General features: G+C 71.2%; 25 protein-coding genes. 10 read left to right on the forward strand and 15 right to left on the reverse strand.

Features of this window, described 5'->3' with window-relative positions:
* The gene (locus tag ABEA10_RS24735) at window positions 1–669 is read right to left on the reverse strand and encodes a Crp/Fnr family transcriptional regulator (RefSeq protein ID WP_345467879.1); all 669 of its coding nucleotides are present in this window, start codon (window positions 667–669) and stop codon (window positions 1–3) included.
* Window positions 670–727: 58 nt separating this feature from the next.
* Between ABEA10_RS24735 and ABEA10_RS24740 the strand changes: the two genes are divergently transcribed.
* The 4 genes from ABEA10_RS24740 to ABEA10_RS24755 all read left to right on the forward strand — a co-directional run bounded on the left by ABEA10_RS24740 (window position 728) and on the right by ABEA10_RS24755 (window position 3,315).
* Window positions 728–1,015 (forward strand): YciI family protein, encoded by a 288-nt coding sequence (locus ABEA10_RS24740; protein WP_345467881.1) that lies wholly within the window; start codon window positions 728–730, stop codon window positions 1,013–1,015.
* A gap of 33 nt (window positions 1,016–1,048) precedes the next feature.
* A complete protein-coding gene (locus ABEA10_RS24745; RefSeq protein ID WP_345467883.1) occupies window positions 1,049–1,885 on the forward strand; it encodes a class I SAM-dependent methyltransferase in 837 nt (278 codons plus the stop codon).
* Between the two features lie 38 nt (window positions 1,886–1,923).
* Entirely contained in the window at window positions 1,924–2,556 is a 633-nt protein-coding gene (locus ABEA10_RS24750; RefSeq protein WP_345467885.1) for a TetR/AcrR family transcriptional regulator, read from the forward strand.
* Between the two features lie 201 nt (window positions 2,557–2,757).
* Window positions 2,758–3,315, forward strand: a complete 558-nt coding sequence (locus ABEA10_RS24755) for a hypothetical protein (protein WP_345467887.1) — start codon at window positions 2,758–2,760, stop codon at window positions 3,313–3,315.
* A gap of 134 nt (window positions 3,316–3,449) precedes the next feature.
* Here ABEA10_RS24755 and ABEA10_RS24760 read toward each other — a convergent pair whose 3' ends face one another.
* Window positions 3,450–4,265 carry a MauE/DoxX family redox-associated membrane protein gene (locus ABEA10_RS24760; RefSeq protein ID WP_345467889.1) on the reverse strand — a complete coding sequence of 272 codons (816 nt, stop codon included), beginning with the start codon at window positions 4,263–4,265 and terminating at the stop codon, window positions 3,450–3,452.
* A gap of 14 nt (window positions 4,266–4,279) precedes the next feature.
* Complete coding sequence (locus ABEA10_RS24765) at window positions 4,280–4,879, reverse strand: DUF5666 domain-containing protein (RefSeq protein WP_345467891.1); 600 nt, start codon at window positions 4,877–4,879, stop codon at window positions 4,280–4,282.
* 45 nt (window positions 4,880–4,924) lie between these two features.
* Here ABEA10_RS24765 and ABEA10_RS24770 point away from each other — a divergent pair, with 45 nt between their 5' ends.
* Window positions 4,925–5,095 carry a hypothetical protein gene (locus tag ABEA10_RS24770; RefSeq protein WP_345467893.1) on the forward strand — a complete coding sequence of 57 codons (171 nt, stop codon included), beginning with the start codon at window positions 4,925–4,927 and terminating at the stop codon, window positions 5,093–5,095.
* A gap of 15 nt (window positions 5,096–5,110) precedes the next feature.
* Window positions 5,111–5,290, forward strand: coding sequence for a hypothetical protein (locus ABEA10_RS24775; RefSeq protein WP_345467896.1), 180 nt, complete (start codon window positions 5,111–5,113; stop codon window positions 5,288–5,290).
* A gap of 302 nt (window positions 5,291–5,592) precedes the next feature.
* Here ABEA10_RS24775 and ABEA10_RS24780 read toward each other — a convergent pair whose 3' ends face one another.
* From ABEA10_RS24780 to ABEA10_RS24790, 3 genes are all read right to left on the reverse strand, one after another.
* Window positions 5,593–5,904, reverse strand: coding sequence for an AzlD domain-containing protein (locus tag ABEA10_RS24780; protein WP_345467898.1), 312 nt, complete (start codon window positions 5,902–5,904; stop codon window positions 5,593–5,595).
* Window positions 5,905–5,953: 49 nt separating this feature from the next.
* Window positions 5,954–6,688: an AzlC family ABC transporter permease gene (locus ABEA10_RS24785; protein WP_345467900.1), complete on the reverse strand. Its 735-nt coding sequence runs from the start codon at window positions 6,686–6,688 to the stop codon at window positions 5,954–5,956.
* A gap of 99 nt (window positions 6,689–6,787) precedes the next feature.
* Window positions 6,788–7,606: an AraC family transcriptional regulator gene (locus tag ABEA10_RS24790; RefSeq protein ID WP_345467902.1), complete on the reverse strand. Its 819-nt coding sequence runs from the start codon at window positions 7,604–7,606 to the stop codon at window positions 6,788–6,790.
* A 277-nt stretch (window positions 7,607–7,883) separates the two neighbouring features.
* On the opposite strand from ABEA10_RS24790, the gene ABEA10_RS51255 reads away from it, so the two are divergent.
* Window positions 7,884–8,765 (forward strand): chorismate mutase, encoded by an 882-nt coding sequence (locus ABEA10_RS51255; protein WP_425550954.1) that lies wholly within the window; start codon window positions 7,884–7,886, stop codon window positions 8,763–8,765.
* Here ABEA10_RS51255 and ABEA10_RS24805 read toward each other — a convergent pair.
* Window positions 8,701–10,164, reverse strand: a complete 1,464-nt coding sequence (locus tag ABEA10_RS24805; protein ID WP_345467905.1) for an amino acid permease — start codon at window positions 10,162–10,164, stop codon at window positions 8,701–8,703. The genes ABEA10_RS51255 and ABEA10_RS24805 overlap by 65 nt on opposite strands.
* Before the next feature lie 283 nt (window positions 10,165–10,447).
* Between ABEA10_RS24805 and dnaE the strand changes: the two genes are divergently transcribed.
* A complete protein-coding gene (gene dnaE, locus ABEA10_RS24810; protein ID WP_345467907.1) occupies window positions 10,448–13,975 on the forward strand; it encodes a DNA polymerase III subunit alpha in 3,528 nt (1,175 codons plus the stop codon).
* Here the strand turns inward: dnaE and ABEA10_RS51260 are convergent.
* From ABEA10_RS51260 to ABEA10_RS24845, 8 genes are all read right to left on the reverse strand, one after another.
* Window positions 13,911–14,279: a dihydrofolate reductase family protein gene (locus ABEA10_RS51260; protein ID WP_425550955.1), complete on the reverse strand. Its 369-nt coding sequence runs from the start codon at window positions 14,277–14,279 to the stop codon at window positions 13,911–13,913. The genes dnaE and ABEA10_RS51260 overlap by 65 nt on opposite strands.
* Window positions 14,280–14,297: 18 nt before the next feature.
* Window positions 14,298–14,780, reverse strand: a complete 483-nt coding sequence (locus tag ABEA10_RS24815) for a dihydrofolate reductase family protein (RefSeq protein WP_345467910.1) — start codon at window positions 14,778–14,780, stop codon at window positions 14,298–14,300.
* A gap of 40 nt (window positions 14,781–14,820) precedes the next feature.
* Window positions 14,821–15,720: a GTP cyclohydrolase I gene (folE, locus tag ABEA10_RS24820; protein ID WP_425550956.1), complete on the reverse strand. Its 900-nt coding sequence runs from the start codon at window positions 15,718–15,720 to the stop codon at window positions 14,821–14,823.
* A gap of 30 nt (window positions 15,721–15,750) precedes the next feature.
* Window positions 15,751–16,185, reverse strand: coding sequence for a DoxX family protein (locus ABEA10_RS24825; protein WP_345467913.1), 435 nt, complete (start codon window positions 16,183–16,185; stop codon window positions 15,751–15,753).
* Window positions 16,186–16,412: 227 nt separating this feature from the next.
* On the reverse strand, window positions 16,413–17,858 hold the full coding sequence (locus ABEA10_RS24830; protein ID WP_345467916.1) for an MFS transporter: 1,446 nt from the start codon (window positions 17,856–17,858) through the stop codon (window positions 16,413–16,415).
* 417 nt (window positions 17,859–18,275) lie between these two features.
* Window positions 18,276–19,400, reverse strand: coding sequence for an AAA family ATPase (locus tag ABEA10_RS24835; protein ID WP_345467918.1), 1,125 nt, complete (start codon window positions 19,398–19,400; stop codon window positions 18,276–18,278).
* Complete coding sequence (locus ABEA10_RS24840) at window positions 19,384–20,172, reverse strand: RNA ligase family protein (protein WP_345467921.1); 789 nt, start codon at window positions 20,170–20,172, stop codon at window positions 19,384–19,386. Before ABEA10_RS24840 ends, ABEA10_RS24835 begins: the two co-directional genes overlap by 17 nt.
* Window positions 20,173–20,213: 41 nt before the next feature.
* The gene (locus ABEA10_RS24845; protein ID WP_345467923.1) at window positions 20,214–21,182 is read right to left on the reverse strand and encodes a GlxA family transcriptional regulator; all 969 of its coding nucleotides are present in this window, start codon (window positions 21,180–21,182) and stop codon (window positions 20,214–20,216) included.
* Between the two features lie 71 nt (window positions 21,183–21,253).
* Between ABEA10_RS24845 and ABEA10_RS24850 the strand changes: the two genes are divergently transcribed.
* Complete coding sequence (locus ABEA10_RS24850) at window positions 21,254–22,537, forward strand: MFS transporter (RefSeq protein WP_345467925.1); 1,284 nt, start codon at window positions 21,254–21,256, stop codon at window positions 22,535–22,537.
* 55 nt (window positions 22,538–22,592) lie between these two features.
* Complete coding sequence (locus tag ABEA10_RS24855) at window positions 22,593–23,261, forward strand: GOLPH3/VPS74 family protein (RefSeq protein WP_345467927.1); 669 nt, start codon at window positions 22,593–22,595, stop codon at window positions 23,259–23,261.
* Window positions 23,262–23,288 lie beyond the last annotated feature (27 nt).

A 23,288-nucleotide genomic window follows, 5' to 3' on the forward strand; every position in this document is an offset into this window, starting at 1 on the left:
TCACTCGGCCGCGATCGCCGCGAGGGCCTCGGGCGCCAGGACGACGACCGCGCCGGGCTCGGTCCGCAGGAGCCCCGCCGTGGCGAGTGCGCCGAGCGCGCGGTTGACGGCCACGCGGGACGCCCCGACGCTCTCGGCGAGTCCGGTCTGAGACCCGGGGAGGATCACCCGGTCGCCGGGCCGTACGGCGGCGCGGGCGAGCCAGCCGGCGACGCGTGCGGTCGTGTCGCCGAACGCGACCCGCACCAGGTCGTCCTGGCGCTCGTGCAGCCGGCCGGCCAGGTGCCTCAGGACGTGGTGACGCACGCCGGGCACCTCGTCGATGAGCGTGACCAGGTCGCCCGCCGGGACGAGCCGGATCCGCGTGCGGCCCGCCGCGAGCCACGTGGCGGTGTGGGTCCGCCCGGCCAGGACGGCGGCCTTGTCGACCGTGCACGGCGCCGGGAACTCCCCGAGCCGCAGCCGCCGTCCCCGCGCCGTCTCGCGTACCGCGGTCAGCGCCCCGGCCTCCACGACGATGAGATGGCCGGCCGGGTCGCCCCGCAGGGCGACGACCGTGCCGGCGGCGACGGTGCGCGCGGTGGAGTGGCCCAGCAGCGAGGCGAGCCGCCGCCGGTCGAGACCGGCGAAGAGGGGTACGGCCCGCAGCGTCGCGACGTCATCCGGCATGAATCGGAGTATCGGCCGATACAGCCCCGGCGGGCAACGCGGCCCTAACGTGCGGCGCATGTACGTACTCGAACTCGCCTTCGACGACGACGAACGCCGGCTCGCCGCGCGGCCGGCCCACCGGGAGCGGCTGGCCCGCCTGTACGCCGAGGGGACCCTGGTGATGGCCGGACCGTGGGCCGACGGCTCCGGAGCGCTGCTGATCTTCCGTACCGACGAGCCCGGCCTGCGGGAGATCATCGCCGCTGATCCCTACTACTCCACTCCCGGCGTGACCGTGGTCGGATACCGCCGCTGGACACCTCTGGCACTTGACGATCGAGAGTATATGAACATACGTTCATGAACGTCTGTTCATAACGATGCGACGGGGAGTCCCATGACGACGATCGTCAACACGGCGCAGGCCGAGGCGTGGAACGGGTACGAAGGGGGCCACTGGGCCGCCAACCAGGACCGCTACGACGCCGTGAACAGCGGCTTCAACGAGCCGCTGCTGGAGGCCGCGGCCATCGGCGCGGGCGACCGTGTTCTGGACATCGGCTGCGGCAACGGCCAGCTCACCCGGCTGGCCGCGCGGCGCGGCCGGCACGCCACCGGGGTGGACCTGTCGGCGCCGATGCTGGAGCGGGCGCGCGCCACCGCGGCCGAGGAGGGCGTCGCCAACGTGACCTTCGAGCAGGCCGACGCCCAGGTCCACCCGTTCCCCGAGGGCGCGTTCGACGTGGCGGTCAGCCGGTTCGGCGTCATGTTCTTCGCCGATCCGGTCGCCGCGTTCGCCAACGTGGCCCGCGCGCTGCGGCCCGGCGGGCGGGTGGCCTTCCTGAGCCTGCGGCACATCCGTGACAGCGACCTGGGGACGGTCTTCGCCGCGGTGGGCGGTCAGCGGCGCTCAGGGCCCGCGCCGGGGCCCGGCGACACCGGACCCGAGTCGCTGGCCGACCCCGCCCACGTCCGCCGGCTCCTCACCGGCGCCGGCCTGACGGACGTCACCTCCACGCCCGTCGACGCCGCCCAGGTGTGGGGGCGTGACGCGGAGGACGCGGCCGCCTTCGTCGGCGCCTGGGGGCCGGTACGGTTCGCCCTGGACCAGATGGGCCCCGCCCTCGCCTCCCGGGCGCGCGAGGCGCTGACCACGGCGCTGCGCTCCTTCGAGCAGGACGGCGCGGTACGGCTGCGCGGCGCCGCCTGGCTGATCACCGCCACGCGCCCCTGACCCTCCGCCGGCGCGCGGCGCCAATACGATGCGACGTGATGTCACCGAGAAGAGCGTCCGCCCTCCGTGGCGGCGACCAGAGCCTGCGCGACCATCTGATCGCCGCCGCGGAGGCGCTCATGGCCCGGCGAGGCACCGCCGGGCTGACCGTCCGCGACATCGCCCGCGAGGCCAGGGTGGCCGACGGTGTCCTCTACAACCACTTCGCCGACAAGGAGGATCTGCTCGCCCAGGCGCTGCACGCCCACGTGAGCTCCGTCGAGCGCTCGCTGGGCACCCCGCCGGCGCGTGCCGGCGTCGGCGAGGTCGCGGACAACCTGCGGGCCTACGTCGAGCACGTCCTTCGGCTGCACATCGCGATCCTGCCCGCCTTCGCGGGCCTGCTCGCCCAGCCGAAGGTGCTCACGCGGTTCGCCGCCCTGCCGAACCCCATGGCCGCCGGCCGCGGCGGGCGGGCCCATCTCGCGGACTACCTGCGTGCGGAACGCGACCTCGGCCGCCTCGCGCCGGACGCCGATCCCGAGGCCGCCGCCACCATGATCGTCGGTGCCTGCCACGAGACGGTCCTGCCGAGCCTCCTGCGCGGCGTCCCGGCCGGCGAGATCGAGATCCCGCCCGGCTTCGCCGACGGCCTGATCGCCACGGTCATGCGCGGTATCGGCCCCGCCTGAGGCCGCCTGCTCCCGGATGGCCGTACGGCGCGCGAGGGGTTATCCTCATTGCGGCGTCGATCCACCGCCGAACCTCCCTCGGCCCTCCCCGGCAGGGCCGCCCGGTGGAGGCAAAGGGGACCGGTCTTCCCGGATCGCTGGTCATCCGCCCGCCACGGGCTCCTCGCCGGGGGTCGGGTTCGTGGTGCGCCGAGGGCCCTGATGACAGCGAACAAGCACTTCAAGCGCCGCGTCCGTGAACGCGCTCGCCGTACCGGCGAGTCCTACACCGCTGCGCTCAGGCACCTTCGGCGGATGGACGTCAGGGAGCAGCCCATGTCGTGGCAGCGCATCGAGAAACCCCAGTTCGGCTACGCCGTCCAGGTCCCCGAGGACTGGGACGAGCGGCCGCCGAACCTCAAGAACAGCCCGTGGGAGACGGCGCGGTTCGGCCAGCGTACGGATCGCCGGCACAGCCTGATCGTCTTCCGCTCGCCGAACCGGCGGGCACGGAGCGCGGGCGATCTCGCATCGACCGCGCAGACCTCACTGGAGAACTCGGGGTTCACCGACTTCCGGATCAGCGAGGCTCGCGTCGGCGGCCGGGAGGGGAGCCTCCTGGAGTGCGCGCTCCACGACGCGGGGCGGGTCTGGGCGGTCCGTGAGTACTTCGTCGCCCTCGACGGCGTCCACTTCTGCCTCGGCCTCGGCTCGTCCGTGCCCGAGGAGGACGCCGCCCTGTTCGGCGAGATCGTCGACCGGTTCGAGATCCTGGCCTGACGCGTGCGGCGGTGACCCGCGCCCGCGGGTCACCGCCGCAGTGTCTCGATGGTCGGGCTCGCCTCCTCACTCGCTACGCGGACGGCTCGTCCCTCACCGTCCACTCCGCTCGCTCGTCGGCTCGCCGCTCCGGGTCAGGCGCCGACGAGGAGTGTGGACTCGGTCGACTCGTCGACCAGGGCCACGCGGATGTCCTCGGGGCTGTAGTGCCGCAGCGGTACGGCGAAGACCGCGGTGGCGGCGGTGCCCTCGTACTCGGCCGTGTAGCAGAGGATCCGCGCGTCCTCCTCGTCCCAGGTCTCCCGCAGGCCCGACCTGAGCAGCGGGCCGACCTGCCGGTACGCCGGGCTGGCCAGCAGCTGCTGCAGGCTGGACTCCAGGGGCATCTCGAACGACCGGTCGGCGAGCGGGTGGCGCATGCGGATCCGCAGCCGTCGCAGCGGCAGCAGCCACAGGCCGTCCGCCTCCGGGGACAGCGCGAGAAGGGCCGCCACCTCGGCGGCGAGCAGCACGGCGGTGCCCGCGCCGAGCCCGCCGGCCCACCAGCCGCCCGCCTGCGTACCCAGCAGCGCCGCCGCCGTGACCAGGCCGGCGCGGGCGAAGGAGCGCCAGGTCACGGGCGTACGCCGCTTGCTCAGGCAGCCGCAGGAGGAGTCCGGGGCGACCACCTTGGCGTAGGTGAGGTACCCGAGGAAACCCGCGCCGAGGACGACGGCCGCGGCCGTCTCCACGAGGCGGGCGGGCGGCAGCAGGAGCACGGCGGCCAGCGCCAGTTCCAGCGCCCCGGTCAGCCGGTACGCGGCCAGGGCCCGGCCTTCGCCCACCAGCGAGGGGAGCGCGGAGCGTTCGGCCGATCGCCGTGCGGACCGGCCGAAGCACTTCAGCCCGCCCGACCACAGCAGCGTGCCGCCGATGAACAGAGGCTGGACCGACGCCGGCCACTCGATCATGGTGATTTCCCTCCTCAGATGCCGGCGTAGACGGTCGCGATGTCGACCTCGTTGGTATCGGGCCGCCAGGCGCCGATCACCTTGACGTGCTTGCCGACCTGCAGCCCGGACAGGTCCGAGATGGCCGGCGTGTGGTTGTAGACCGCGGCGGTCGTGCCGTTCACCACGTGGCCGACGACCTTGTTGCCGTGGTGGTCCAGGTGCAGCCGGCCCGAGTCGATCGCGGTGATCGCCGCGTCCAGGTTGACGATGTTGACCCAGACGGCGTCGGCGGCGAGCGCGCCGTCGGGCATCTTCACGCCGCGGGCGTACAGGCCGTCGCCGACCTTGATCTCGTCGAACGTCGTGGGCCGCAGCTTCCAGATGCTCGTGCCGTGGGTGACGTAGATCCGGTGCAGCGCCTTGTCGGAGCCGGAGACCTTGAGCAGGGAACCGCTGATCGCGGTGATCCGGCCTTCGGCGAAGTTCGGGTCGCGGGCGCCGGGCTCCAGGTCGATCCGGGGGGCGGCGAACGCGGTTTCGGGGGCGAGGGAGCCGAGCGCGGTGGCGCCGGCGACGGCGGAGCCGCCGAGCACCGCGGAGGTGAGGAACCGGCGGCGGTCGGTACTTGGCATGGCGGGGCCTCCGGCTAGCTGTCGATGCGTACGGGGGAGAGACCGGTGGAGAGACTGGCGATCGCGCTGTACGCGGAGGGCGTCAGGTCGATGAGGCGGTTGCTGGCGCAGGCCGAGCCGCAGCAGGTCCGTTCGCCGCAGAACGAGTTGGTGTCCGGACCGCAGTCGGCGATCGACACGCTGACGCACGAACCGCTGCACCGGCTGGTGACGTAGAAGACGTGACCGCACGTGCGCCGGGCCAGGCCCTCACCGCACTGGTCGGGCCGGGTGATGTTGAAGCAGGCGTCCGAGGCGTTCGGCCAGGCGCACTGGTGGGAGCTGGAGTTGCAGGTTCCGCAGGCACCGCCGCCGGCGCTGCCGCACGGACCCCAGGCGGCACCACAGCAGAACCACGACATCTCGCCGTAGGCGGGTGCGCCGCTGTTAGAGCAACCCATGACTGCCTCCGTTCGGTGAATCCGAGAGGGACGGGACGTGGCAGGCCTGCCGGGGTGCCCCCGAGGGTGAAGAAGGAAACTTACGTTGTCAACAAGGCAGTCAAAGGTAAGTTTTCTACAAAGCAAAGTGCGTCGCGTTAGCAGAATGACGGGGCGCCGCTTGTCACCGAGGTGCCGCATCGAAGGCGAAGCGCACCCCGGGCGACGGGACCGCAAGCACATCTGGCCTGACCCGGCCAGAACCGCGCCGGTCCCGCCGCGACGGAGGCTCGCTCAGACGCCGAGGAAGCGCAGGCCGGCCGTGAGCACGGCGGCGGAGAGGAGGACGACGAGGAACGGCGCGCGCAGGAGCAGCGCGGCCACGGCGGCGGCCAGGCCCGCCAGCCGCGGGGCGTTCAGCTCGAGCGTCCGGCCGCTCGCCAGCACCTGCACCACGACGAGCGCGGTCAGCAGGGCGACCGGCACCAGCTCACTGAAGCGCCGCACCCGCGGGTCGTCCAGCACCCGCTGCGGCACGACCAGCCCGGCCAGCTTGAGCCCGTAGCACCCCAACCCGGTCGCGATCACGGCGATCCAAACGTTCAAGAGACCTCCCTCGTCCGAGGCGGGACCGGGCGTGCTGCGTTCTCGGGAGTCATGGCGTCTCGTCCCCGGGGCCGCCGGTCAGGGCGGGCTCTGGTGCGGAGTCGCCCGTGTCGTGCGGTCGTGGGCGGCGCCGTGGGACGCCGGCGAGGGCGGCCACCGCGGAGAGCATCACCGGGACGCCCGGCGGCAGCAGGGGAGTGGCGGCGACCGCCACGATCGCGGCCAGGACGGCGACCCGCCGCTCGGCGGCGCCGGTCCGCAGGCGGGGCCACAGCAGGGCGAGGAACGCCGCCGGGCCCACCACGTCCAGCCCGTACGTGTCCGGGTTCCCCAGCTGCGAGGCGCCCACCGCGCCCACCAGTGTCATCAGGTTCCACACCGTGAAGATGCTGATCGCCGTCGCCCAGAACCCGGCCCGCGCCGCGCGGCGGCCGTCCTGCGCGGTGGCCACGGCCGTCGTCTCGTCGATGACGACGTGCGCGGTGAGCGGCCGGCGCCAGCCGCGGACCCCCAGCGTCCCGGCGAGGCGCAGGCCGTACAGGGTGTTGCGCCCGCCGAGCAGTACGGCGCCGAGCGCCCCGGCGATCAGGTTCCCGCCACCGGCCACCACGCCGATCAGCGCGAACTGCGAGGCCCCGGAGAACGCCACCAGGCTCAGCGCACAGGCCTGCGCGACGCTGAGCCCGGCCGCCACGGCGGCGGCCCCGAACGCCACCCCGGACAGCCCGACCGCGAATCCCACCCCCAGCCCGTCCCGTACCGCGGGCCGCGTCGTCGAATCCATGCCCCGACCCTAGAAACCGGCCGGGTCACCGTCTTGAACGAAATTGCACCCCCTCGCCCCACGGCGCCGCTCCGCGCGCCCGGGAGGCGCGGGCCGGGCTCAGGCGGTACGGCCGAGGGCGTAGGCGCCGGGTGGGACGCCGACGACGCGTTTGAAGTGGCGTGTCAGGTGGGCCTGGTCGGTGAAGCCGACCCTGGCCGCCACCTCGGCCGGGCGCAGGCCCGCGTCCAGCAGGGCACGGGCCCGCTGCACGCGAAGGTTCGTCAGGTACGCGTGCGGCGGCAGGCCGTAGGCCGCGCGGAACGCGCGCAGCAGCGCGAACGGGCCGCTTCCCACGGCCGCCGCGAGTTCGTCCAGCGACGGCGGGGACGCCAGCCGCTCGTGCAACAGGTCGCGCGCCGCACGCACCGCCCAGGGCGCCGCGCCCTCGTCATCCGCGTGGGGCGGCCGGGCCGCGTGTCGTCTCAGCACCCACGCGAGCGCGGTGCGCAGCGCGGACGACGACGCGAGCGCGTCGCCGCGCGCCGCGCTGGCGTGGACCGAGCGAAACAGCCGAGCCGCCGCCGGGTCGTCCACGACCGTCGCCGGGAAGAACGGCATGCCGCCGGGCGCGCCCAGTTCGGCCGCGACCTCCCGCACCACGTCCACGGCCGGGTACAGCACCCGGTACCGCCACCCTTCCGGCACGCCCGCCTGGCCCGTGTGCACCACCTCCGGGTTCAGCAGGGCCACCTGGCCCGGCGCCGCCCGCAGCAGGCTCCCGGCGTGCTCGAACTCCTCGACCCCCGACTCGATCAGCCCGAACGTGTACGTCGCGTGCGCGTGCCGGGTGTAGCGATGGGTGACGTAGCGCGCGCTGAGCAGGTCCACGCCGGGTTCCGTCGGATGCTGCCGGTAATTCGCCACTTCCCGGTCCATTCCAGCAGGATATCGAGTCGTGCATCTCGAATCGTGAGACGGCGAGGTCCGGCAGATGGCGATCGAGGCGCGCGGCCGGTTACCATCGGCACATGGATCGTCGCTATTTCGCGTTTACGTCGCCGGCTCCGGGTGAGCCGGTCGCCGTGACCTGACCGCGACGACCTTCCCGAGCCGGCAACGAGGCAGAGCCCACGGGGCTCTGCCTTTCGCTTTTCTCACTCACCAGCGTGGGCGGCTCGGCTCCGGGAGGACCGGCCGCCCGGAGGGACACACCATGAACCTGATCGACCCGGGCAACGCCGTCGTCATCGCCGGGATCGCCGCCGAACCCGACGTCGCGATGACCAGCCTCCGCCACCGCCACGGTCTCGTGGACGCCGCCGCCGAGCTGACCGCGCTGCGCGGGTCGTACGCCGGGCCGCTGCTCGTCGAGCCGTTCTCCGCCCTCGACCTGCCCGCGATCGCCGAGCACGCCGACGGCGTCCTGGTCGGCGCGGCCTGGATGCAGGACTTCCAGCTGCTGCGAGCGGTCGCCCGTACGGGCCGTCCGGTCGTCATCCAGCGGGCTCCCGCGGCCACGCTGGAGGAGTGGCTGTCGGCCGCGGAGTACTGCGTGGCCGAGGGCAACCACGAGGTCGTCCTCTGCGAGACCGGCACGCGTACCCACCTGCCGCACCACACCCTCGACCTGGCCCTCGTACGGGAGGCCGGCCGCCACCGGCCCGTGTACGTGGACGTGTCCTCCGACCCGGCGCTGGCCACCGCGGCCCTGTCCGCCGGGGCGCGCGGCCTGCTGCTCGGCGAGGACGCCGAGGCCGGGCAGGTGGCCGGGGCGCGGGCCCGCGCGGCCCTGCTGGCGCCGCTGCTCGCCGACGACGAGCCTGCCACCGTGGCCGGCGCGCGCGCCGAGATCGACCGGGTGGACGCGGCGCTCGCCACGCTCCTCGACCGCCGGGCCGAGCTGGCCGGGCTGGTCCAGCGGCTCAAGCCGGTGGGCGGGTTCGCGGGCCGCGACCTGGACCGGGAGCGTCAGATCGTCGAGGCGATGGCCGTACGCGCGCCGCGGCTCGGCGCCGATCGGATCGCCCGCATCATGACCGCGGTGATCGAGGCGGGCCTGCAGGCGTCGGAGGAACGGGACCTGTCGCCGGCGTGAGCCGGCGCCGTACGACGCGCCAGCCCGCGAACAGCACCGCCACCACCGCCGGCAGGCACCAGAACGCGATCTGGTTCGCCTCGTCGGCGAACGGCATCAGCCCGACCACGACGGCGAGGAAGGCGAGGGTGAGCCAGTTCGTGACCGGGGCGCCGGGCATGCGGAAGGAGGGCCGGGCGACCTCGCCGCGCTGGGCGGCGGCGCGGAGCCGGAGCTGGCACCACACCAGCGTCCCCCAGACGGCGACGACGCCGAGGGCGGACGCCGACGTGGCGATGTCGAAGGCCATCTTCGGCACCGCGTAGTTGAGCCCGACGCCGAGGGTCAGCACGATCGCGGTGAACAGGATCCCGCCGTACGGGACGTGCCGGTGGTTCATCCGGCCGGCGAACTCCGGGGCCTCGCCGCGCCTCGACAGGGAGCGCAGGATGCGGCCGGTGGCGTACAGGCCGGAGTTGCACGACGACAGGGCCGCGGTCAGCACGACGGCGTTCATGATGTCGCCGGCGCCGGGTACGCCGAGACGGGAGAAGACGGTCACGAACGGGCTCTCCCCGGCGCTGTAGGCGGTCCAGGGCAGCACCATGGCGAGCAGGATCACCGAGCCGACGTAGAAGATGCCGATTCGCCAGATCACCCCGTTGATCGCCCGGGGCATGACCCGGCGGGGGTTCTGCGTCTCCCCGGCCGCGATGCCGACCATCTCGATGCCGGAGTAGGCGTAGACGACGGCCTGCAGGCTCATGAGGACGACGGGCAGCCCGCGCGGCATGAATCCGCCGTGTGAGGTGAGGTTCGCCGGGCCCGCGTGTTCGTGCCCGACGCCGGCGGCGGTGAGTACGAGGCCGAGCCCGACGACCAGGAAGGTGACGATCGCCAGCACCTTGATGACGGAGAACCAGAACTCCAGCTCTCCGAAGAGCCGTACGGACAGCAGGTTCACGGTGAGCAGCACCACCAGGGCGGCGAGCGCGACGATCCACTGCGGCACCCCGGGCAGCCACCGGTGGACGTAGATCCCCACGGCGGTCGTCTCCGCGACGCCGGTCATGGCCCAGTTGAGCCAGTAGAGCCAGCCGCTGGCGAAGCCCGCCCAGGGGCCGATGAACTCCCGCGCGTACGACACGAAGCTGCCGGCGGTGGGCCGGTGCAGCACGAGCTCGCCGAGCGCCCGCATGACGAAGAAGGCCGCGACCCCGCAGATGGCGTACGAGAGGATCAGGCCGGGGCCGGCCTGCGCGAGCTTGCCGCCCGCGCCGAGGAACAGCCCGACGCCGATGGCTCCGCCGATCGCGATCATCCGGACCTGGCGGTTGCTCAGCGACTTGGCGTAGTCCTCGTCGCCCTCATGTCCCGGGCCGCCGGCGAGCGTGCCCGGGGGATCCATCGTCCTCGACACGTCCCGCCTCCGAAATCAGCGTCCGCATGGACTGGCTTGATGCCCGAATCTGCGCCTGACCATACAAGACGTCGGAGAGTGCGCGGGCCGTCACGGATGTGATCACGCCCACGAACGTGGCGTTCCGGACATCTTGAGTGTCGAGTCCCGAACTCGTCGGTGGGACGCGTTAGTCTCATGGGACCGCCGTGCGATCGGTGGTCCAAGAGACGAACAACCCTTGCGACGACGGCGCGTGTCCCCGGCACGCGTTGGTTTCGCATGCCCTAAGGAGGCGCCGCGCATGAGTGACTCGTTCGTGCATCTACACGTGCACACCGAGTACTCCATGCTGGACGGGGCGGCCCGTCTCAAGGAGATGTTCGCCGAGGTCAGCCAGCAGGGCATGCCCGCGGTGGCCATGACCGACCACGGCAACACCCACGGCGCGTACGACTTCTACAAGCAGGCCACCGCCGCCGAGGTGACGCCGATCATCGGCATCGAGGCCTATGTCGCGCCCGCTTCGCGCTTCGTCAAGCAGCCCGTCCGCTGGGGCGAGCCCAGCCAGAAGGGCGACGACGTCTCCGGTGGCGGTCACTACACGCACAAGACCATCTGGGCCCGCGACAAAGAGGGCCTGCACAACCTCTTCAAGCTCACCAGCCGCGCCTACACCGAGGGGTTCGTGCGCAAGTGGGCGCGCATGGACTTCGAGCTGCTCCAGGAGCACTCGGCGGGCCTGATGGCCACCACCGGCTGCCCCTCGGGCGAGGTGCAGACCCGGCTGCGGCTCGGCCAGTTCGACGAGGCGCTCGCCGCGGCGGCCAAATACCAAGAGGTCTTCGGCAAGGACAACTACTTCCTCGAGGTCATGGACCACGGCCTGGACATCGAGAAGCAGGTCCGTGACGGCCTCATCGAGATCAGCAAGAGGCTCGGCATCCCGCCCGTCGTCACCAACGACTCCCACTACACGCGCGAGGCCGAGGCCTCCGCGCACGACGCGCTGCTGTGCATCCAGACCGGCAAGCAGCTGTCCGACCCGGGCCGCTTCAAGTTCAGCGGGTCCGGCTACTACCTCAAGACCGCCGACGAGATGCGGGCGGTCGACACCTCCGACATCTGGGTCGAGGGCTGCCGCAACACGCTGCTGGTCGCCGAGAAGGTCGACTCCTCGGGGATGTTCGAATACCGCAACCTCATGCCCCGCTTCCCGGTCCCCGAGGGTGAGACCGAGGAGTCGTGGTTCCGCAAAGAGGTCTGGAAGGGCATGGAGCGGCGTTTCCCCGAGGGAGTGGACGAGGAGCACCGCAAGCAGGTCGAGTACGAGATGAACGTCATCTGCCAGATGGGGTTCCCCTCCTACTTCCTCGTCGTCGCCGACTTCATCATGTGGTCCAAGAACAACGGCATCGCGGTCGGGCCGGGCCGTGGCTCCGCGGCGGGCTCCCTGGTCGCGTACGCCATGGGCATCACCGACCTCGACCCGCTGCCGCACGGACTGATCTTCGAGCGGTTCCTCAACCCCGACCGTGTCTCCATGCCCGACATCGACGTGGACTTCGACGAACGTGGGCGCGCCGACGCGATCCGCTACGTCACCGAGAAGTGGGGCGCCGACAAGGTCTCGATGATCGCCACCTTCGGCACCATCAAGGCGAAGGCCGCGATCAAGGACGCCGGCCGCGTCCTCGGCTTCCCGTACGCGCTCGGCGACCGCATCTCCAAGGCGTTCCCGCCCGCCGTCATGGGCAAGGACATCCCGCTGTCGGGGATCTTCGACGAGAAGCACCCCCGCTACGGCGAGGCCGGTGAGCTGCGCAAGCTGTACGAAGAAGAGACCGACGTCAAGCAGATCATGGATCTGGCGCAGGGCCTGGAGGGCCTGATCCGCCAGACCGGCGTGCACGCCGCCGGTGTGATCATGTCGGCCGAGCCGCTGACCGACCACATCCCGATCATGCGCCGTGACAGCGACGGTGTGATCATCACGCAGTTCGACTACCCGACCTGCGAGACGCTCGGCCTGCTGAAGATGGACTTCCTGGGCCTGCGCAACCTGACGATCATGCAGGACTGTCTCAAGGCCATCAAGCTCAACAAGGGCGAGGACATCGACCTGCTCGAGCTGCCGCTCGACAACAAGAAGGCCTACGAGCTGCTGGCCCGCGGTGACACGCTCGGCATCTTCCAGCTGGACGGTGGCGGCATGCGCTCGCTGCTGCGCCTGATGCGCCCCGACAACTTCGAGGACATCTCCGCCGCCCTCGCGCTCTACCGGCCCGGCCCGATGGGCGCCAACTCCCACACCAACTACGCGCTGCGCAAGAACGGCCAGCAGCCGATCACGCCGATCCACCCCGAGCTGGAGGAACCGCTCAAGGAGATCCTCGACACGACCTACGGCCTGATCGTCTATCAGGAGCAGGTCATGGCGATCGCGCAGAAGGTCGCGGGCTACACGCTCGGCCAGGCCGACCTGCTCCGCCGCGCGATGGGCAAGAAGAAGAAGGCGGAGCTGGACAAGCAGTACGCCACCTTCGAGTCCGGCATGAGGGAGAACGGCTTCTCGCCCGCGGCGATCAAGGCGCTGTGGGACATCCTGCTGCCCTTCTCCGACTACGCCTTCAACAAGGCGCACACCGCGGGCTACGGCCTGGTCTCGTACTGGACCGCCTACCTCAAGGCCAACTACGCGGCCGAGTACATGGCGGCGCTGCTGACCTCGGTCAAGGACGACAAGGACAAGAGCGCGCTCTACCTCAACGAGTGCCGCCGCATGGGCATCAAGGTGCTCCCGCCCGACGTCAACGAGTCCGACGCCGACTTCACCCCCAAGGGCGACACCGAGATCCTGTTCGGCCTGACCGCGATCCGCAACGTCGGCGGCAACGTCGTCGACGCGATCATCGCCGCCCGCAAGGAGAAGGGCCGCTTCACCGACTTCCAGGACTTCCTGCGCAAGGTGCCGCCGCAGGTCTGCAACAAGCGCGTCGTCGAGTCGCTCGTCAAGGCCGGCGCCTTCGACACCCTCGGCCACGAGCGCAAGGGCCTGGTGATGGTGCACGAGGCCGCCATCGACGCGATCATCGACATCAAGCGCAACGAGGCGATCGGCCAGGACTCCCTGTTCGGCGGGGCCGACGACGGCGTGGTCGACACGACCTTCGACGTCGCCATCCCGGAGGGGGAGTGGGACAAGACGACGCTGCTGGCCTTCGAGCGCGAGATGCTCGGCCTGTACGTCTCCGACCACCCGCTGCTCGGCATCGAGCACATCCTGTCGGCCAACGTCGACTGCTCCATCGCCGCCCTCACCGCGGACGAGCGCCCCGACGGCCAGATCGTCACGGTCGGCGGCCTGATCACCGGCCTGCAGCGCAAGGTCACCAAGAAGGGCGACTCGTGGGCGCTGACCGTCCTGGAGGACCTCGAGGGCGCCATCGAGCTGATGATCTTCCCGTCCGCGTACCAGCTGTGCTCCACGCTCCTGGCCGAAGACGCGATCATCGTCGTCAAGGCCCGTCTGGACAAGCGCGAGGACACCGCGAAGCTGATCGCGATGGAGGTCACCCAGCCGGATCTCACCGTCAGCGACGCGGGCCGTCCCCTGACGGTGTCCCTGCCGGTCACCCGCGTCACCCCGCCGGTCGTGCAGCGGCTGAAGGAGGTCCTGGGCACCCACCCGGGCCAGACGGAGGTCCACCTCCAGTTGCAGAACGGCCCCCGCACGACGGTCGTCCGCCTCGACGACAAGCTCCGCGTCACCGCGTCCCCGGCGCTGATGGGCGACCTGAAGCAGCTCCTCGGCCCGGCCTGCCTGACCTGAGGCACGGCCGGGCGCTCAGCGGGTGAGGGAGCGGTGGAACTGGTAGCGCAGGAACAGGTAAGACCTTCGTCGTCTGGCGTGACCAGGTCCGCCGGGTGATGTTGTGCGGGCAGGATCTCCTGCGCGGCGATGCCCGGCCGGGGTATGTCGTCGCGGTCGGCAAGGAGGGCGCGATGGTCACGAACAGCTCATTGAGCAGGTCTTCTGCTGTGAGTTGTCCGACCAGGTGAGGGCCGCCTTCGGTGAGCGGCATGCGGTGTCCGCGGGCACGCATGAGGTCGAGCACGTCGGTCGTCGACAGCACGGGGCCTTTGCCCGGCGGTCAGGAGGGCGCAACTCGCCGGAAGGCGACCGTGCCGGCTCTGGGCTCTTGCGGCGGTGGTGATGACGAGAGCGCCTGTCTGGGGCCGGGGTGGTTGATCGGGAGGTCGCCGCGCGTGGTGGCCACGGCGAGTTCCGGGTCGGCGGCTCGGTGGCGTCCTCGGCGCAACTGTGCGAAGTGGTTCGCGGCGGCCGGGTAGACGTGTTGTGGCGTCCAATGGTGGCGGGGCGAGGCACGCGGCGTCCCGGCTCCGATGACGACGGCATCAGCGCAGGCCCGCCGCAGGTCCATGACGAAGCGGTCGGCGGGTTCCCGCCCGCTGATGGTGGAGCCGGAATGGGGGTGCTCGGGGCCGAGAGCGACAACGCCGTCGAGGTTGGCGTAGACGCACGGCTCGGTGAATCCCAGGTCGCCGCCGTAGAGGGCGGCCAGAGCCGGTGGCGGGCGCCAGCGCGGCAGGCTGGGTTCCTCGGACAGCGGCACCAAGGGCTCGGCCTGCGGTGGTCCAGTGCCCGGTGGTCTGTCACGCCCGGCCACGCGTCACGCCTGCGGGCCCGCAGAGCCCGAAGAATTCCGTACGGAGCGCGTCCTCGGTGTCGTAGATGCCGCGCCAGTACGTAGTGCGGGCGCTGGACTCGATCTCGCGCACGCCGCGCATCTGCATGCACAGGTGCACCGCCTCCAGGTACACGGCGACGCCATGCGGGGCCAGGATGCGCTCAAGGGCGTCCGCCAGTTGCTGGCCGATGCGTTCCTGCACGGAGAAGCGGCGCGCGAACAACCGGACCAGCCGTGTGAGTTTGGACAGCCCCAGAATGTGCTCATGGGCGACGTACCCGACATAGGCGGCGCCGAAGAACGGCAGGCTGTGATGCTCGCACAGGGAGAAGAACGGAATCGGCCCCTCCACGACCTGGCTGATGCGGCAGTCCGGGCCGCCGCGGCATTCGGTCGGGAACGCCGTGACCAGGTTCTCGTCCCCCTCATATCCATTGGTCGCCTCATACAGCGCGCGCAGGAACCGCTGCGGGGTGTCGGCGGTAGAGGCCATGTCAGCCGGCATGCCGAGCGCGGTGAAGATCTCCCGCATGTGCCCCTCGAACCGCTCCCACTGATCCGGGGTGATCCGCCGGGGGTGGACCCCGGACCACTCGTTGCCGTCGTACCCCATGTCGTCACCGGCAAGGCCCCTGACCTTCGGCGTTTCGCCGGATGACCGCCGCTGGTTACCCACCTCCCTCTCCTTCCCCGTGGGCCCACCGCCCCAACGCTGGACCATCCAGCCCCCGGACCGGTACGGATGCGGGTCGTGGTCGGCATCGGCGCCGTCCCCGAACACGGCGCTCGCCGCCAATGCGGGGCGCGAAATGAACGACGGCGTCGGGCGGCGCGTCAGCAGCGATACATCCTGGCGTCGTCGCACGCCTACGCATCGCCTGGGAAGTCGGCGGAGCTATCCACGGCGGCCACCTCGCAGGTGGCCGAGCAGGCCCGCGATGCTGTAGCGTCCTGGGCCCACCGCGCCGAGGGCCAGGGCGGCGGCGCCGAGGGCCAAAACGAGTTCGTAACCACCGTTGGACACGTAGATGCCCTTGCGCCAATGCACGAAGAAGAAGGCGCCGGCCATGTCCAGGAAGAGCAGCACGGCGGCGAGAGGTATGAGTACGCCGACGATCAGCAGGACTCCACCGATCAGTTCCACGATGCCCGCATACCATGCGGAGAACGACGGGGCGGGAGCGCCCAAGCTTTTGAACTCGTGTTGCGTGCCCTCGATGCCCGTGGTGAACAGGTGGTTCCAGCCGTGGGCGAAGAAGATGATCCCGACCGCTACGCGTGCGAATAGAAGGACACCATCGACAACGGGTGGCGGGATCTGGCGGGACATCGGAAGGCTTTCTTTGATAGCGGGTCTTTTGTCGAACGCCCAACGTCATGAGGCCGCGACGGCGTGAGCGGCGCGGGCGGGGCATCAATACCCTTGGGTGGTTTGCCTGACACGCTCGGCGCGGGTCCGCCGTCATCCACGCGGTGGCATGTCGCCGATAACCGGACAGATCCCACTCGGACCGCGCGGCGCTGACGCCGACCGGATGCCCGCCAGAGCCTCCCCGCTCAGCGACGGTCCGATCCCCGGTTGGCGCGACGCTCCACCAGCACGTCCACAAGGGCCACGGCCAGCGCGGCCAACACGAACATGATGTTGACCAGTAGAGCATGCTGGAACGCCCTCCCATAAATGCCATGAGCCGAGCCCACCGCCGCAAGGCCGACGGAGGCGCCGATCCGCTGTCCGGTCTGGAGCATGCCGCCGGCAACGCCGGCCTCCACGACGGGAACCGCCGCCAAGGTGAGCGTCTGGTTTGGCGAGACGATCAGACCGTTTCCCAGTCCTGCGACGAACAACGCGCCGGCGATCACCCAGGCGGCGTTGTGACCGGGAGCGATACGCACGGCCGGTTCGGTGGCGACCAATCCAACCGTGACCAGCACTAGTCCGAATGCGACGAGCGGGCGGCCGAACCGGATGACGAGTTGACCGCCCAGTGCGGCGCTGAGCGCCGATCCCAGCGCGAAAGCCGCACTCACCAAACCTGCCCGTAGAGCGGAATAATGTAGGCCTTCTTGGAGGTGCTGGGTGACGATGAAGAAGATTGCGGTGAATCCGCCGAAATACAGCGTCGCGAGCAATGCGCCAAGGGCATAGGGGGCCCTACGGAACAGAGAAAGGTCCATTATCGGGTTGTGCCGCTGCCCGTACCAGCGCTCCCATCGTACGAACCCGGCCAGTACGGCGGAGGCGGCCAGCGCCGACAGCCACCTGCTCTGTGCCCGCCACTCCCGTCCTTCCACGATCGTCAATAGCAGGATGAACACGCCGGCGGCCAGCAGTAATACTCCAGCAGGATCCATGCTCTCCAGTTGCCGCCTTTCGCCTTCCCGTCCAGGTATGTAGCGGTACGCCAAGAACATGGCGATGATACTGATCGGTATGCTGACGTGGAAGACATGACGCCAGCCTGCCCCTGCACTGCTGAATTGGATGAGCAGACCGCCGAGTAGTGGGCCGACTGCCGTGGAGATGCTGATCGTGGCGCCTAGCAGTCCGAACGCCCGTCCCCGCTCCGCCCCCCGGAAAAGTTGCTGAATAAGGCCGCTGATCTGCGGAGCGGTCACACCTGCGGCAGCCCCCTGTGCGACCCGCGTCACGATCAGCCAATCCGCTCCGGGGGCGGCTCCCGCCGCGGCGCTGGCCAATGTGAAAAGCGCCATGCCGAAGACGAAGACGTTGCGCCGGCCGTGTGTGTCGCCGAACCGTCCGGCGGGTATCAGTAGTAGCCCGAAGGCGAAAGCGTATCCGGAAACGACCCACTGCAAGTCGCTTGTCGAGGCGTGCAACGCGATGTGGATAGAGGGCAGTGCCACGTTGACGATGCTGATGTCCAACCATGTGATGAAACCGGCGATCAGGCAGACGGCCAGCGCCTTCCACCGGCGGGGGTGCGCAGGATTCCGCCCGTGCACGCCGGGCGCCCCGTCTGCGGGGGCGCCGTCACTCATCTGATCAAACACCCGAGCAACGCACCATTACCCCCATCCCGCCCCGGCGGCGTCACGTGCCGCTGACTATTTCCACCGTAAGACCACACCGAGTCAACCCCTTCCATACGTACTCAAGATCCTCCGACCATCCGGAATGGACTGAGGGCTCCCGCACGAAGGCAATTCACCATTCGGCCGTTGGTCTCGTCTCCTCGCCTACCCCAGTACGGCATGGCTTCTCGGGCATCAGTCCAGTTATGGGATCTCCCTACCCGCTCCCAGCCGGTAACCGCCGGGCCGGTGGCGGTCGTACGGCCCGTAGGCGAGGAGGGCGGTCATGCCGTGGACCCTGGACGGGCCCGCCGGTTCGCACCGCGGATCCCCCCGCCCGCGCCTCACGCGCCGCCGCGCGACGGGTGGGGCACGGACGGTCTCTCAGCCGGTGACGACCCAGCGGACGGTGTGGGCCTCGGTCGGGTCCGGGGTCTCCCAGCGGCCGATCAGGCGGTCGACCACCGGCTCGGGCACGGGGTTGCGCCGTTCCCGGTTGCGCCTCCGCAGCACCTGGGGCGGGGCCTCCAGCGCGACCAGCTCGACGCGGGCGCGGTAGCCCGCCGCCAGGCCGACGCACCGCTCGCGCAGCTGCCGGGACACATTGGTGGCGTTCCACACGAACGCCCGGCCCGCCCGCAGATGCTCCCGCGCCAGCCGGTACGCCGCGTCCACCACCGGCCGCTGGTCGCCGGCCGGGTCCACGCCGAGTTCGGCGCGCAGCGCGTCGAGGCCGACCACCGGTCTCCCCGCGCCGTGCTCGGTGATCCAGTGGTCCTTGCCGGAGCCCGGCAGGCCCGACAGGACGGTCACGGTCATCCGGGTGTCGTCGTACGCCGCGTAGCCCGGATCCCGGCCGGGGGTGCGGAAGTACCAGAAGCGCGCGTGCTCGGAGGGGAACCGGCGCGGCCGGTCCAGGCAGCCCTGGTCGGCGCAGTACTCCCGGAACAGGGCGATGTTCTCCAGCACCTCGGCGGCGTCCCCGCAGATCCGGCCGAGGATGTCGGCCGTCGCCAGGATCGCGAGATCGTCGTTGCGCGCCACGAGGCTCGACCGGAACGCGATGCGCTCCAGGTCGGGCCGCTCCAGCGCCCAGAACGGGACCTGGTGATGCCGGACGAGCGCGGCCACGTGTTCCCGCCAGGGCACGGGGGCGCCCAGCTCCCACAGCACCCGCCGGGCGATCAGGTCGCCACGCCGGGAGTGGCCGCGGGCGGTGATCCGCCCGTCGGGGTCCTCGCTCGTGCAGTCCGGCTTGGCCGCGTCGTGCAGGAGCACGGCCGCGAACAGCCGTACCCGCTCGGCGGGCGGACGCGCCCGCCACTCCGGCAGCGCGGCGAGCGCCTCGCAGGCCATCCGGGTGTGGGTGGCGACGTCACCCTCGGCGTGATGTTCCTTGTCCTGCGGCACCCCGGACATGCGCCGTACCCACGCGAACGCGGCCTCGATCCGCGCCCAGGGCACGGTCCACAGCGGCGGCGCGGGGCACAGGTCATCGAACGGTGGCATAGAGCGCCTCCGGGTCGGTCAGGCGGTTCGCCACGATCGGCCGGTCCAGCCAGTGGCTGCCGGAGTCGAGCACCGCCGTGAGGAAGCCCGGGCGCACCCACTTGTAGCGGCCGACGGTCTCGCCGTCCTCCTCCACCTTGATGTAGAGGCCCTCCATGTCCTCCGACAGGTCGGTCTCGGCCAGCACCTGACCGGGGTCGGCGCCGCCCTCCACGGCCGCCTCGGCCAGTGCGTCACGCCAGCCCGGCGTCCGGCACGTCGACGGGCCGACCAGCGACGTCAGCGTCTCCAGCCGGTCGATCGGACCGGCGCGCAGGACCGGCACCGACACCACCGGGGTGCCGGCCAGCAGTGCGCGGCGGCGTTCGGTCGAGAGGAACACCTCCTCCCGCCGGTCCAGGACGTCGAACTCGCAGAAATAGTGGGGGAGCGCGTCGTAGAAGACGGTGTGCTTGGCGTACAGCCATTCGCCGTACATGACGTAGCGGTCGCCGAGCCGCGGCCAGAGCAGGTGCTGGACCGTCGCCGCCCACGCCTTCAGCGGACCGAACTGGCGCTCCCGCGGGCCGCCGGTCAGGTAGTGGCCGCGGCTCTGCAGCCGCAGCCCGCCGTCGGCGGAGAAACTGATCGCGGCGTTCGCCCCGTCCAGCTTCTCCTCCACGACCAGGTACCGACCGGCGATCTCCACGAACGGCACGGCCGCCAGGTCGAAGTCGCCGGGCTGTAGCCGAGAACCCTCGATATGAGGGGTTCTCGGGTATTTGCGGAGCATGACGTCCGTTGTAACGGATCGGTCCCCGCCCCACCAACGGGTTATCCGCCCGTACGGCCGAACGTCCGGCGGTAGGCGGTCGGGGAGACGCCCACGGCCGCGTGCAGGTGCTGGCGCATCGACGTCGCCGTGCCGAAGCCGGCGCGGGCGGCGACACGGTCGATCGGCAGGTCCGTCGTCTCCAGCAGGCGCCGTGCCTCCTCCACCCGCCGGCCCAGCAGCCACTGCGCCGGGCTGACCCCCGTCTCCTCGCGGAACCGGCGCGTGAACGTCCGTACGCTCATGCCCGCCTGCCGGGCCAGCCGGGTCAGGCTCAGGGGTTCGTCCAGGTGGCCCAGTGCCCAGGCGCGGGTGGCGGCGGTCGACGTGCCGGTCGGGTCGGGCAGCGGGCGTTCGATGAACTGGGACTGCCCGCCCTCGCGCCACGGCGGCACCACCGAGCGCCGCGCGGCGCGGTTGGCCACCTCCGTACCGTGGTCGCGGCGGACCACGTGCAGGCAGAGGTCGATGCCGGCGCCGACGCCCGCCGAGGTGAGCACGTCGCCGTCGTCGACGAACAGCACGTCGGCGTCCAGGCGCACCTTGGGATAGAGCGCACGGAACCGGTCGGCGTGGTACCAGTGCGTCGCGGCGCGGCGGCCGTCGAGGACGCCCGCCGCCGCGAGCACGAACGCGCCCGTGCAGATCGACATCAGCCGCGCGTCCGGGCGCCGCCGGGCCAGGGCCTCGGCCACGACGGGCTCCAGCCGGCCCTCCGTCATCGGCGCGCCCCCATGGATGCCGGCCACGACCACCGTGTCGGCCTCGGCCAGCACCTCCGGTCCTTCGCCGGGCTGGACCAGGAACCCGCCCGACGTACGGACCGGCGCGCCGTCCGGCGTGCAGACGCGTACGCGATAGAGCCGCCGCTCGTCGTCGTCACGGGCCGCGCCGAAGATCTGCGTCGGCACGCCGAGGTCGAACGCCACGACGTCGTTCAGCGCGAGGACGGCGATCTCATGGTGGATCATGGCCCGATTATTTCAGATGATGGCTCTCGGGCCACTCGCCCGGCGAACGCCGCCTCCACCAGGATCATCGTGTGACTGCGACAATCCCCGACACACCGCCCAAGACTCGCCCGCGTCTGCACCGTGCCTGGATCGTGGCGGCGGTCGCGCTCGTGGCCCTCGTGGGCGCCGCCGGATTCCGCGCCACCCCCGGGGTGCTCATCGACCCGCTGAGCCAGGACTTCGGCTGGCCGCGCGGCACGATCTCCGCCGCCGTCTCGGTCAACCTGGTCCTGTACGGCCTGACCTCGCCGTTCGCGGCCGCGCTGATGGACCGGTTCGGCATGCGCAAGGTCGTCTCCGTCGCGCTCCTGCTCGTGGCGGTCGGCAGCGGGCTGACCGTCTTCATGACCGCGCCCTGGCAGCTCATCGCCTGCTGGGGCGTGCTGATCGGCCTGGGCACCGGGTCGATGGCGATGGTCTTCGTGGCGACGGTGACGAGCCGCTGGTTCGTCGCGCGCCGCGGCATCGTCACCGGCGTCCTCACCGCGGCGGGAGCGGCCGGTCAGCTGGTGTTCCTGCCGGTCCTGGCCCACCTGACCCACGCGTACGGCTGGCGGTCCGCCTCGGTGACGGTGTGCGTCGCCGCCGTGGCCGTCGTGCCCCTCGTCGTCCTGTTCCTGCGCGACCACCCCGCCGACGTCGGCATGCTCCCGTACGGTGCGACGGAGCAGATACCGAAGGTGCGGTCGACCGGTGCGGCCCGGCGCGCGCTCGGCACGCTCGACACGGCCGCGCGGACACCGGTGTTCTGGCTGCTCGCCGGGAGCTTCGCGATCTGCGGAGCCTCCACCAACGGCCTGGTCGGCACGCACTTCATCCCCGCGGCGCACGACCACGGCATGCCGGAGACCACGGCAGCGAGCCTGCTGGCCCTCGTCGGTGTCTTCGACGTCGTCGGAACGATCTTCTCCGGGTGGCTCACCGACCGCGTCGACTCGCGGGTGCTGCTCGGCGTCTACTACGCGCTGCGCGGCTGCTCGCTGCTCATCCTGCCGAGCCTGTTCGCCCGGACGACCCACCCCAGCATGCTGGTCTTCATCATCTTCTACGGCCTCGACTGGGTGGCGACCGTGCCGCCGACGGTCACGCTGTGCCGGGAGAACTTCGGCATGTCCGGGCCGGTGGTGTTCGGCTGGGTGTTCGCCTCGCACCAGGTCGGCGCGGCGATCGCCGCCGAGGCCGCCGGTGTCGTACGGGACCGGCTCGGCGACTACGCCGCGGCGTGGTACGGCGCGGGCGCGCTCTGCCTGATCGCGGCGGTGCTGTCGATCCGGGTACGGCGGGTCAATACCCTGGCCGCGGACCCCGCCTGAAACACTTCGCCCTCTGTTCACCGAGCCGACAATCGGGGCGTTTAGCGTTCCGAACGTGCCCGAGACGCTGGCAGAGGAACTGCTGCTCCTTGCTCACGACATCCGCGGCAAGTGCCGCATCGCCCCCAACGCGATGGACTGCGGGGTGGTCGGCGGGTTGCTGTCCGAACTCGCCCTGACCGGCCGCGTCACGGTGGACCGGGCCGATGGGTCCGTCCTCGTACCGGTCGGTGACGCGCGGACCGGGGGCCCCGGCGTCGTGGCGTCCGGTGAATCGCCGACCGGCGACGCCGTCCTCGACGAACTGCTCGACGCGATCGCGGCCACGCCCCGTACGCCCCTCGCGTGGGTGACCCGGCTGCGCGGCACCGGCCTGACCGAACGCCTGCTCACGCGGATGGTCGACGGAGGCCAGGTCGAGATCGACCAGCACCGGAACTACGGCCTGTTCCCCGAGACCTGGTACCCGGTGCGCGACATCGTCTCGCTCTGGGAGGCCCACCAGCGGGTGGTGGACGCCGCCACCGCGAGCCTGGCGCCCGACCGCCGGACCCTCGCCCTGGGCGCCCTCTCCGCCGCGGCGGGCCTGGCCAAGGTCCTGCTGGCCACCTCGGGCGACTGGAAGGTCCTCGGCAGCCGCATCCGCGAGAAGACCGCGGACGACTGGGCGGCCGAAGCCGTCCGCCGAGCCCTCCTCCCCGAGCACCGGAACGCCACCGTCTGACCCGTGCGCGCGGTGTGACCTGTCCGG

The sequence above is a fragment of the Actinoallomurus oryzae genome (genome assembly GCF_039541955.1).
Taxonomy (GTDB): domain Bacteria; phylum Actinomycetota; class Actinomycetes; order Streptosporangiales; family Streptosporangiaceae; genus Actinoallomurus; species Actinoallomurus oryzae.